At 72.5% G+C, this 10,539-nt stretch carries 11 protein-coding genes; 2 read left to right on the top strand and 9 right to left on the bottom strand.

Annotated features, from left to right (window positions below; genetic code table 11):
* The 8 genes from BG452_RS21170 to BG452_RS21135 all read right to left on the bottom strand — a co-directional run.
* Nucleotides 1-412 (bottom strand): hypothetical protein (locus tag BG452_RS21170; protein ID WP_188305915.1); only part of this gene is annotated, 412 nt, incomplete at its 3' end.
* A gap of 347 nt (nucleotides 413-759) precedes the next feature.
* The gene (locus BG452_RS21165; RefSeq protein ID WP_188305916.1) at nucleotides 760-1,053 is read right to left on the bottom strand and encodes a TcmI family type II polyketide cyclase; all 294 of its coding nucleotides are present in this window, start codon (nucleotides 1,051-1,053) and stop codon (nucleotides 760-762) included.
* Nucleotides 1,054-1,085: 32 nt separating this feature from the next.
* Nucleotides 1,086-1,541: an SRPBCC family protein gene (locus BG452_RS21160; protein ID WP_188305914.1), complete on the bottom strand. Its 456-nt coding sequence runs from the start codon at nucleotides 1,539-1,541 to the stop codon at nucleotides 1,086-1,088.
* A 1-nt stretch (nucleotide 1,542) separates the two neighbouring features.
* Nucleotides 1,543-1,803, bottom strand: a complete 261-nt coding sequence (locus BG452_RS21155; protein WP_188305913.1) for an acyl carrier protein — start codon at nucleotides 1,801-1,803, stop codon at nucleotides 1,543-1,545.
* Between the two features lie 34 nt (nucleotides 1,804-1,837).
* Nucleotides 1,838-3,079, bottom strand: a complete 1,242-nt coding sequence (locus BG452_RS21150; protein ID WP_188305912.1) for a beta-ketoacyl synthase N-terminal-like domain-containing protein — start codon at nucleotides 3,077-3,079, stop codon at nucleotides 1,838-1,840.
* A 5-nt stretch (nucleotides 3,080-3,084) separates the two neighbouring features.
* Complete coding sequence (locus BG452_RS21145) at nucleotides 3,085-4,341, bottom strand: beta-ketoacyl-[acyl-carrier-protein] synthase family protein (protein WP_188305911.1); 1,257 nt, start codon at nucleotides 4,339-4,341, stop codon at nucleotides 3,085-3,087.
* Nucleotides 4,338-4,763 (bottom strand): cupin domain-containing protein, encoded by a 426-nt coding sequence (locus BG452_RS21140; RefSeq protein ID WP_188305910.1) that lies wholly within the window; start codon nucleotides 4,761-4,763, stop codon nucleotides 4,338-4,340. The genes BG452_RS21145 and BG452_RS21140 overlap by 4 nt, the downstream gene beginning before the upstream one ends.
* A 32-nt stretch (nucleotides 4,764-4,795) precedes the next feature.
* Complete coding sequence (locus BG452_RS21135; protein WP_188305909.1) at nucleotides 4,796-5,962, bottom strand: SchA/CurD-like domain-containing protein; 1,167 nt, start codon at nucleotides 5,960-5,962, stop codon at nucleotides 4,796-4,798.
* A 303-nt stretch (nucleotides 5,963-6,265) separates the two neighbouring features.
* Between BG452_RS21135 and BG452_RS21130 the strand changes: the two genes are divergently transcribed.
* Nucleotides 6,266-7,891 (top strand): FAD-dependent oxidoreductase, encoded by a 1,626-nt coding sequence (locus BG452_RS21130; protein WP_188305908.1) that lies wholly within the window; start codon nucleotides 6,266-6,268, stop codon nucleotides 7,889-7,891.
* An 87-nt stretch (nucleotides 7,892-7,978) separates the two neighbouring features.
* On the opposite strand, the gene BG452_RS21125 is transcribed toward BG452_RS21130, so the two are convergent.
* Nucleotides 7,979-9,637, bottom strand: a complete 1,659-nt coding sequence (locus BG452_RS21125; protein WP_188305907.1) for an APC family permease — start codon at nucleotides 9,635-9,637, stop codon at nucleotides 7,979-7,981.
* Between the two features lie 456 nt (nucleotides 9,638-10,093).
* Between BG452_RS21125 and BG452_RS21120 the strand changes: the two genes are divergently transcribed.
* Nucleotides 10,094-10,539 (top strand): EamA family transporter (locus BG452_RS21120; RefSeq protein WP_188305906.1); only part of this gene is annotated, 446 nt, incomplete at its 3' end.

Raw genomic sequence — 10,539 nt, 5'->3', positions numbered from 1 at the left:
ACGCGCCGGCCCCGAGGCCGCCGAGCAGCAGCACCGCGCCGGAGGCGAGGCCGCCGCCGGACAGCGCCAGGCCGCCGCCGCCGGTGTGCACGCCGCCGTGCGGGGAGGCGTACTCCTCGTCGCGGCCGTCCGAGCCCTTGTGCTCGCCCGAACCCTTGTGGTCGTCGTTGCCCTTGTGCTCGTCGTTGCCCTTGTGCTCGTCCGAACCCTTGTGCTCGTCGGAGCCGCCGGACTTCCTGTCGTCGTAGCCCTTCGAGTTGTCGGAGCCGCCCCTGTTGTCGGACTGCTTCTCCTGCCAGGTGAGGTTCTTGCCCTGGTCGGAGGAGGAGCCGTCGGCGAAGGCCATGGGGGTGCCGACGGTGAGGACGGCGGCGACAGCGGCTCCGGCGAGCAGCGTGCGTGCAGAACGCATGAGAATGATCCTTCCGGCGCGCGGACCGCGACCGCCGGCACGATGCCGGTCAAGGGGACTCGCGGAAAAGTAGCGCCTGATCCACCGTCAACCACGCTGCGGCCGCCTGCCACCGGAGCGTGGCGGCACCGGTACGCTCTGTGCGCCCTTCGGGTGGAGTCCGGGGCGTGTTCACCCGGGTGCCCGGGCGATCCGGGTGAACCCGGTGCGGCGCCGGGGGTACCGGCGCTCCGCGCCGCCGTCGGGTGGTATGGGCACGCGCATGGGCCCGCCCCCGGCATACGGCCGGGGGCGGGCCCAGAGGGACAGCAGACAGCCGACAGCGGTCGGCGGCGAGCGGTCAGCGGTCAGCGGTCCCAGCGGTAGAACTCGCGCGCCATGGCGTCCTTCGGCTCGCGCCAGGTGGCCGGGTCGTAGGCCTGGACGTAGGCGGTGAGGCGGTCGCTGACGGTCCGGAACTCCGGATGGCCGAGGACCTTGGCGACGGCCGGGCCCGGCGGGCGGTCGGCCTCGATCAGGTGCAGGTAGACGTCGCCGAACTGGAAGAGGCTGCGGCCGGTGACGCCGATCAGGTGCGGCAGTTCGCCGCGGTCGGAGTCGGCGAACACCTCGGCGATGTCCGGGGCGGCCTCGGGCTTCATCCGGGCGACGATCAGGGCCCGGTGGGTCCCGGTCACCGTTCGGCCGCCCGCTTCTCGACCTTCTCGCGGATCAGCTGCATCTGGATCCGGGAGTTCCTGTTGATGTGGTTGACCATGCCGTCGTCGTCCACCGGCGCGGTGGGCTTCATCGCAAAGTCCTGGATCCAGCGCATCCTGGTGCCGGCCGGGACCTCCGCGTACTCCCAGCGGATCTCCATGAACTCGAACGGGCCGGGCTCGACCCGGCGGGCCTTGACCGCGAGCGAGGACCGGTCGGTGGTGCGCTCGGAGACCCAGCTCCAGACCATGCCGTTCTCGTCCGGGTGCATGGTGAGCCGGAACTGCACCCGGTCACCCTCGCGCTCCAGCACCTCGACCGAGGCGTACTCGCTGAACAGCTCCGGCCAGTTCTCCAGGTCGTTGGTGATCTCCCAGACCAGGTCGAGCGGGGCGTTGATGACGATCTCGTTGTCGGTGTGTCCGGGCATCTCAGGCACCTGCCTTCGCGGACGGGGAGCTGTTGACCAGCTCCAGGAACTCGGCCGGGGTCTTGGCGGACTCGGCGCCGGAGGTGACCTTGAGGTTGTGCAGGTTCTCCAACTCGCCCACGATGCCGAGCAGTCCGAGCGAGTCGATGCCGAAGTCGTCGAACTGAGCGCCCGGCTGCTCCAGGTCGCCGGGGTCGACGGTGACGCCGGCCCGGGTCTGGAGCAGCTCGGCCAGTTCGGGATAGCTGAGGGTGTTGCTCACGGGTTTCCCTTCGAAGCGGTGGAAGGTGTGCGGATCAGGACCGTTCTCCGCGCCGGAGCACCAGCGCGGAGTTGGAGCCCATCAGCCCGCGGCTGAGCACCAGCGCGGTGCGCAGTTCGGCCGGGCGGGCGCGGCCGGTCACCAGGGCGAGGTCGTGGCAGACCTCGGTGACGTTGGGGGTGGGCGGCAGCACGCCGTCCTCCATGGCCAGTACGGCGGCCGTCACGTCCAGCATCGGGGCGCCGCAGTAGGCCCGCCCCGTACCGGACTTGGGCGCGGTGACCGGGACCCTCTCGGCGGCCGGGCCGAGCGCGTCGGCCAGCGCCAGGGCCTCGGCCCGGTCGGCGGCGGGGACGCCGAGCGCGTCCGCGAAGACCACGTCGATCTCCTCGGGCGCGATCCGGGCCTCGTCCAGCGCGATCCGGATCGCGGCGGCCAGCCCCTCCCGGGACCGCTCCCAGCGGGAGGGCCCGGTGAAGGTGGCGCCGTGCCCGGCCAGGTGCGCCCGGACGTTGGCGCCGCGCCGCCGGGCCGCCTGCTCGTCCTCCAGCAGCAGCATCGCGCCGCCCTCGGCGGGCGCGAAGCCGCAGGCCTGCGCGGTGAACGGCAGGTAGGCCGCGTCGGGCCGGTCGGCCAGGCTCAGCTCGGGGTAGCCGAGCTGGCAGACCATGGAGTACGGCGCCAGCGGGGCCTCGGCGGCGCCGACCACCACGGCGTCGGTACCGCGCTCGACCGAGCGGGCGGCGTGCGCGAGGGCGTCCAGGCCGCCGGCCTCGTCGCTGGCGACCACCCCGCACGGGCCCTTGTAGCCGCCCCGGATCGAGATCTGGCCGGTGCTGGCCGCGTAGAACCAGGCGATGGACTGGTACGGCCCGACGAACCTCGGCCCCTGGCCCCAGAGTTGCTGGAGCTCGCGCTGGCCGAACTCGCCGCCGCCGGAGCCGGCCGCGGTCACCACGCCGACCGCGAACGGCTCTTCGGGGTCGGGCCGGAACCCGGCGTCGGCCACCGCCAGGTCGGCGGCGGCCATCGCGTAGTGCGTGAACCGGTCGGTCTGTACGAGGTAGCGGCTGTCGATCACCGACCGGGGATCGAAGCCCCTTACCTCGCCCGCGACTTTGAGCGGCAGCTCGGTGCAGCCCTCGCGGGATATCCGGTCGAGGACGCTCACGCCCTGCCTGGTGGCCTTCCAGAAGGCGTCGGCACCGACACCGTTCGGAGCCACCACGCCGAGGCCGGTGACCACCGCCCGGCGGCCCTGCTGACGTGACGTCATGGATCTCACCCCGTTCTGTTGAGCACGACGGCGGACTGGAAGCCGCCGAATCCGCTGCCGACCGAGAGGATGTGGCTCAGCGGCAGCTCACGCGCGGTGCGCGGCACGTAGTCGAGGTCGCATTCCGGGTCCGGCGTCTCGTAGTTGGCGGTGGGCGGCACCACGCCGTGGGCCAGCGCCAGGGTGCAGGCGACCACCTCGATCGCGCCGATCGCGCCGAGCGAGTGCCCGACCATCGACTTGATCGAGCTCATCGGCGTCTCGAAGGCGTGGCCGCCCAGCGAGCGCTTGACCGCGGCGGTCTCGTGCCGGTCGTTCTGCTTGGTGCCCGAGCCGTGCGCGTTGACGTAGTCGACGTCGGCGCGGTTCACCCGGGCGTGGTCGAGGGCGTGGTCGATCGCCCGGGACATCTCCAGCCCCTCCTTGGTGAGGCCGGTCATGTGGTAGGCGTTGCCGAAGGTGGCGAAGCCGCCGATCTCGCCGTAGATCCGGGCGCCGCGGCGGCGGGCGTGCTCCAGCTCCTCCAGCACCAGGACGGCGCCGCCCTCGCCGAGGACGAAGCCGTCCCGGTGGGCGTCGAAGGGGCGGGAGGCGTGCGCCGGGTCGTCGTTGCGTTCGCTGGTGGCCTTGATGGCGTCGAAGCAGGCGACGGTGATCGGCGAGATCGGGGAGTCGGAGGCGCCGGCGACGCAGATGTCGGCGCGCCCTTCCTCGACGGCCTGGAAGCCGTAGCCGATCGCGTCCAGTCCGGAGGTGCAGCCGGTGGAGACGGTCTGCACCGGGCCGTGGGCGCCGACCCGTTCGGCCACCGCGGAGGCCAGCGTGCTGGGCGCGAAGGCCCGGTGCAGCTGGGGTTCGGCGTGCCGGTGGTCCACGTCCCAGCGCGCTCCGGTGGAGCTGACCAGGGCGTAGTCGTGTTCCAGCCGGGTGGTGCCGCCGACGGCGGTGCCGAGTGAGACGGCGATCCGCCACGGGTCCTCGGCGGCCAGGTCGAGGCCGGCGTCGGCGACCGCCTCGTCGGCCGCGACCATCGCGAACTGCACGTAGCGGTCCGCCCGTTGGACGTCCTCGGGGGTGAGCCCGTGGGCCGCCGGGTCGAAGTCGCACTCGGCCGCGATCCGGGAGCGGAACCCGGCCGGGTCGAAGAGCGTGATGCCCCGGGTGGCGGTGCGACCGGCGGTCAGGAGATCCCAGAACGCCGGGATGCCGATCCCTCCGGGCGCGACCACGCCGATCCCCGTGACGGCGACGCGCCGCGTCACGAGACCACCTTGGCGTGTTCCGGCGGGCCGGAGGCGGCGGACTCCTCGGTGCTCACGTGGCCGAGGTCGGGGCGCGGGGCGAGCGGGCCGCAGTGGAAGACCATCCGGGCCTCGGTGTCGCCGACGTTGCGGAAGCGGTGGCGCATGTTGATCGGGATCATCAGGCCCTGGTCGGGCTTGAGCGGCCGGGTCTCCCCGTCCAGGTCCACCTCCAGGTCGCCGGAGACGACGAACACGAACTCCTCGGAGTACGGGTGGTAGTGCTCGTTGATCCGCTCCCCGGGCTTGATGATGGCCAGGCCCATGAAGCCGCTGGTCGCCCCGCAGCTGGGCGGGGTGAGCATGGTGCGCAGCTCGGCGCCGTGGCGGCGGTTCTCCGGGGCCTCGTCGAGGTTGATGATCCGCGGGTACTGCGTGGTCATGATGGCTTTCCTTCGGGACGGGTGGCCGGACGTCAGGCGTTCTGGGAGCTGCGGTCGGTGACCGGGCTCATGGCGCGGGCGGCGAGGAACGCGCTCAGGCCCGCGACGGTGCGCAGGTCGCCGGCCGGGCCGAGGTCGAGCAGCCGGGCGAGTTCGGCCGCCTCCTGGCCTCCGGCCACGCCGAGCGCGGCGGCCGGTTCGGCCTCGGCCGGTACCCGCAGGTCGACCAGGCGCACCACGGTGTCCTCGCGCTGGAACACGGTGGCCGCCGCGACCGGGCCGGTCGGGTCGGCGGTGGCGAGGTTGTCGTGGTCGAAGAGCAGCTCGGCGACGGCCTGCCCCCGGCCCGGGCGCACGGGGTAGAGCACGGCGTGCCGGTGCAGCCGCCCGGAGGCGGGGGAGCTGGCGATCGCCTGGTGCCGGGCGGGCAGCGCCGCCTTGGCGAAGAAGGCGCGGGCGGACTGCGGGTCGCCCAGCTGACGGGCCTCCTCCAGGTACGGGTTGAGCTCCTCCTCGACCGCGCGGACCTCGGGCTGCATCGCCACGTGGCGCAGCGCGTCGCCGAGGTTGCCGATCACCTCGACGGCCCGCACCACCCGGTTGCCGTGCATGAACAGTGAGGTGCGGCGCAGCCGGGTGTGGTCGTCCACCTCGGCCCGGGGGGAGGTGTAGGCGGACAGGATGCGGGCCACCTCGGCCTCGCTGCCGGGCTTGACGGTGAAGGTCAGCGCGTGGCGCACCACACCGTCCGGGCCCGGGTCGGCCCGCGGCGGGCCGACGTGCCCGGCGGGCTCGCTGCGCGGCAGGCCGGGCGGGACCTCCATCGGGGCCCGGGTGCCGGTGGAGCCGGCCGCCGAGGTCTCGCGCAGCACGGCGTAGCGCAGCGAACGGAAGTTGTCGCTGACGCAGCCGTGCATCGGCTTGACCATCTCGCGGTGGGCGGGGCTGTCCACCCACTGCAGGAAGGTCTCCTGGTCCTCCCACTCGCTGGTGATCAGCCACTGGCGGGGGTCGTTGATGGATTGGCACAGCTGGTCGCTGACATGGCCGGGGACCGAGGCGACCTGGTGGCGCAGCTGCTCGTAGACGTCGAGGAAACGCTGCTGGGCGCCGTCCTGGATCTCCAGCATCAGCACCACCCTCAGCCGGGTGTCGGAGTCTTTGTGCTGCTTCAGCTGCGGTTCGGACAGAGTTGTCATGATCCACTTTCTGCTCTTGGACGCACGCGGCGGGCCGTGACGGCCGCGTCCGGCGGGTGCTCCCGGCCGGGGGAGGCAGGTGCGGTGGCGGTCGGCCCGGGCACTCGGCGCCAGGCCTGAGGTCGATCGTGAGCGGCCGACCGGGCGCGGCGCGAGATTTGCGGGCCATCCGGGCGAAGGGGCGGCACAGCCCCCCTCGGGCGGGGGATGGAAGAGCGGGGCCCCCGGCTGAGCGGGCCCGTCGAGGGCGGCGCCGAGCCCAGTCGCCGGGCCGCGGAATTCCCGTACAGGGTGGAGCAATTGATGAATCCGAAGGTTGACGAGCGGGTGCCGGTCCTGATCGTGGGCGGCTCCCTGGTCGGGCTGTCGGCCGCGCTGTTCCTCGGTCGGCTGGGTGTCCGGCACCTGCTGGTCGAGAAGCACGCCGACACCTCGCATCACCCGCGCGGTCGCGGCAACAACGTCCGCACGATGGAGCTGTACCGGGTGGCCGGCATCGAGCCGGCGATCCGTGAGGCGGCCTCGGTGCTCGCCCCGAACCACGGCATCCTGCAGGCGCCCTCGCTGACCGGCGAGGAGCAGGAGTGGCTGTTCCGGGAGATCGACCCGGGCGGGAAGCTGGCCCGGTTCAGTCCCAGCACCTGGTGCCTGTGCAGTCAGAACGACCTGGAGCCGGTGCTGCTGCGCGCGGCCCGCGAACTCGGCGGCGACCTGCGGTTCAGCACCGAGCTGGTCTCCTTCGAGCAGGACGCCGACGGCGTCACCTCCCTGCTGCGCAGCCGGGAGACCGGCGAGGAGCGGGTGGTGCGCTCGGAGTACCTGATCGCCGCGGACGGTCCGCGCAGCCCGGCCCGGGTCCGCCTCGGCATCGGCCAGACCGGCAAGGGCGAGCTGTTCCACAACGTCAGCATCACCTTCCGCGCCAAGCGGCTGGCCGAGGTGGTCGGCGACCGGCACTTCATCGCCTGCTACCTGACCAACCCGGAGGCGGACGGCGCGCTGCTGCCGGTGGACAACCAGTCCGAGTGGGTCTTCCACGCGCCCTGGCACCCCGAGCAGGGCGAGCCGCTGGAGGCGTTCACCGACGAGCGCTGCGAGCGGCACATCCGTACCGCCGTCGGCCTGCCCGAGCTGGACGTCGAGGTGACCGGCCGGGCGCCGTGGCACGCCGCCGAACGGGTCGCCGAGCGGTACGGCGTCGGACGGGTCTTCCTCGCCGGGGACTCCGCCCACGAAATGTCCCCGACCGGCGCGTTCGGCTCCAACACCGGCATCCAGGACGCCCACAACCTGGCCTGGAAGCTGGCCGCCGTGCTCTGCGGCTGGGCCGGGCCCGGCCTGCTGGAGACGTACGGGCAGGAGCGCCGCCCGGTCGCCGAGGTCACCAGCGAGCGGGCCTCGGCCCGCTCCGCCGAGCACAGCCACCCCGGTTACGCGGTGGTCCCGGGCGTCGGCCGGCAGGCCGGGGTGCTGGCGGTGGCGCTCGGCTACCGCTACCCGCGGGGCGCGGTGCTCGGCACGGACCGGCAGGGCGCGGTCGTCCCGGAGAAGTTCGAGTCGGCCGGCGAGCCGGGCAGCCGGGCCCCGCACCAGTGGCTGCTGTGCGCGGGGGTGCGGCTGTCCACGTTGGACCTGTACGAGCAGGCGATGGTGCTGCTCACCGACCCGGAGGGCACGGCCTGGCAGCAGGGCGCCCGGCGGGCGGCCGACCGGCTGGCCGTCCCGCTGGACGCCTACCGGATCGGCGACGGCGCCGAGGACGACCTGGCCCCGGAGCCGGGCACGGACTTCGCCGCCCTGCACGGCGTGGGCCCGGGCGGCGCGCTGCTGGTGCGCCCGGACGGCTTCGTCGCCTGGCGCTCGCCGGGCCCGGTGGCCGATCCGGAGGCCGAGATCGAGGCCGCGCTGCGGGCGGTGCTGGACCTGTAGGCGGTGCCGGACCCGTAGACGTGCGGACGGGCCCGCCGGTCGCTCTGTCGACCGGCGGGCCCGTCCGTTCGGTGGGTGATCGGGTGGTCAGTGACCGCCCGCGTCGACCACCTCGACGTCGGCGACCTCCCGCTCGATCTCCTCGGCGGGCAGGGCGACCCGGATCGCCCAGTAGTAGATGGCCAGCGAGAACACCGCGACGAGCGCCATGTCGTACCACATCGGGATCAGGCCGGTGCCGTCGCCGAAGCCGCCCTGCCAGGAGACCAGTCCGAGTCCCAGCAGGTAGACCGGCAGCCACTGGGCGGCCTTCCAGTTGAGCCGCGGTGCGTTCGGCAGCCTGTTCTTGATCGCGTAGGCCGCGTAGCCGCCGAGCAGGAGGTAGCCGAGCACGATGGCGATGCCCAGACGGGACAGGGTCTGCCAGCCGGCCCAGTAGATGATCAGGCTGGCGACCACGAACGCGGCCGGGGAGATCACGCCGCCCAGCGGCAGCCGGTAGGAGCGCTCGCGGTCCGGCAGCCGGCGGCGCAGGGCGCCGAAGGCCAGCGGGGCGCCGGCGTACATCAGCACGCTGGCGGAGGTGATGAAGCCGACCAGCTCCTGCCAGCTCGGGAAGGGCAGGAAGCAGATCACGCCGGTGACGAAGGACAGGATCAGGCCGAACCACGGCACGCCGTTCCTGTCCAGCTGCTCGAACTTCTGCGGTGCGTAGCCGTTGCGGCTCAGGCCGTAGGAGATGCGCGAGGTGGAGGTGGTGTAGATCAGGCCGGTACCGGCGGGGGAGATCACCGCGTCGACCTTCAGCACGTAGTACAGCCAGCCGAGGCCGACCAGGGTGGCCAGACCGGCGAACGGGCCGCCGATGCCGGGGTAGTCGAGCTTCGCCCAGCCGTTGGCGAAGGCGCTGACCGGCAGCGCGCCGATGAAGACGACCTGCAGCAGGGTGTAGATCAGGGTGCCGATGGCGACCGAGCCGAGCACGGCGCGGGGGATGTCGCGCTTGGGGTTGCGGCTCTCACCGGCGATCTGGATGGCCTGCTCGAAACCGAGCAGGGCGAAGATGATGCCGCTGGTGCTGATCGCGGCGAGCACGCCCTTGGCGCCGAAGGGCGCGAAGCCGTGCGAGGTGAAGTTGGAGCCGTGGAAGCTGGTGATCGCCAGCATGAAGATCGTGAGCAGAGGAACGAAGATCTTCAACCAGGTGGCGATGCTGTTGGTCCGGGCGAGGACCTTCACGCCGAGGAAATTGACCGCGACGAATACCGCCATCAGCACGGTCGCGACGATGAATCCGCTGGTGCTGAGGGTGCCGTTGGCGTTCTGCAGTCCGCTGGCCCAGGGAACGTCCTTGGCGTAGCCGATCATGGCCTCGACCTCGATCGGCGCCACGGTGGCCGCCTGGAGCCAGGAGAACCAGCCGAAGGACATGCCGGCCAGGCCGCCGAAGGCGTAGTGGGGGTAGCGCGCGGTGCCGCCCGAGACCGGGAAGAGCCCGCCGAGCTCGGCGTGCACGAGCGCCAGCAGCACGATCGCGACGGCGCCGATGCCCCAGGAGATGACGGCTGCCGGTCCGGCGGCGGTGACGGCGCTCTTCGCGCCGAACAGCCAGCCGGAGCCGATGATCGAGCCGACCGAGGCCCACATGAGGCCGACGAGGCCGACGTGGCGCTTGAGCGACCGGTGGGCGGTCCCGCCGGTGCCCGAAGTCTGGCCGGGCGGCGAGATCTGGTTGAGGGAAGCCATGGATGATCTCTCTGTGTGGGGGTGCTCCGGGGTGGGCGGAGCGCGGAGAGTTGCCACACAGTAGGGCTATTCAGAGACCTCTGCACAGATTTCATTGCTGAATGTTTACTTTCTTTGCCAGATATCCGTGCAGGTAGGGGGCCGTCTGTTCATGGGCGTGTTACGTGACTCGCGAGTAGGTTCACTATTTGAGCGTGAATTGAGCTTCGCCGTCCGGTCCGGCAATATGGACCGCCCGCCCGTTTATAGGAATAGGGTGACCCGCATAGCCATGCCATGGACCGCCCGTCGTAGGCTGGTCCCGTGCGTTTCGTGATCCTCCCGCCGCCGGTCCGCTAGCGGGCGGCGAACCCAGTGGACCCGGCCGAACGGGAGAGCCCGTCGGCGCCGGGGCGATGACCGCCGCCCGCGTACCCCGCGGACCATAACCGGCGACCCATCGTGGAGTAGCGACGCATGACCCCGTACACCGCTGTGCCCTTCCGGCACGGCCTGTTGTCCATTTCCGCCGCCGCCGTCGCCTGGGGGGTGGGCGGAGCCGTGGCCGCGCTGCTGATGCGCACCAGCGGGCTCGGCCCGGTGGCCGTCTCCTGCTGGCGCTTCGGCGTCGCGGCGCTCTGCCTGGCGCTGCTGCCCTCGGGCGCTGCCGCGGCTTCCGGCGGCAGGCGCGGCGCCGCCGTGCTCACCGGCCTCGGGCTGGCCGTCAGCCAGTGCGCCTACTTCGGCTCCGTGCACTACGCGGGCCTGGGGCTGGGCACCCTGATCACCATCGGCGCCGGGCCGGTGCTCACCAGCCTCGGCGGGCACCTGCTGCTCGACGAGCGCCTCACCCGGCGGGCGGTCGCCGCCGTGGCGCTCGCCCTCGGCGGGCTGGCCCTGCTGGTGGCGGCGCCGGCCGCCGG

This window comes from Streptomyces sp. CBMA123 (assembly GCF_014596465.1).
Lineage (GTDB): Bacteria > Actinomycetota > Actinomycetes > Streptomycetales > Streptomycetaceae > Kitasatospora.
This window is presented reverse-complemented; position numbering and strand designations above follow the sequence as displayed.

Coding starts and splice junctions, on each gene's coding strand:
- BG452_RS21140 (WP_188305910.1), bottom strand. CDS start 4,763: ATGACCACGCAGTACCCGCGGATCATCAACCTCGACGAGGCCCCGGAG.
- BG452_RS21150 (WP_188305912.1), bottom strand. CDS start 3,079: ATGACGTCACGTCAGCAGGGCCGCCGGGCGGTGGTCACCGGCCTCGGC.
- BG452_RS21135 (WP_188305909.1), bottom strand. CDS start 5,962: ATGACAACTCTGTCCGAACCGCAGCTGAAGCAGCACAAAGACTCCGAC.
- BG452_RS21125 (WP_188305907.1), bottom strand. CDS start 9,637: ATGGCTTCCCTCAACCAGATCTCGCCGCCCGGCCAGACTTCGGGCACC.
- BG452_RS21160 (WP_188305914.1), bottom strand. CDS start 1,541: ATGCCCGGACACACCGACAACGAGATCGTCATCAACGCCCCGCTCGAC.
- BG452_RS21165 (WP_188305916.1), bottom strand. CDS start 1,053: ATGAAGCCCGAGGCCGCCCCGGACATCGCCGAGGTGTTCGCCGACTCC.
- BG452_RS21130 (WP_188305908.1), top strand. CDS start 6,266: ATGAATCCGAAGGTTGACGAGCGGGTGCCGGTCCTGATCGTGGGCGGC.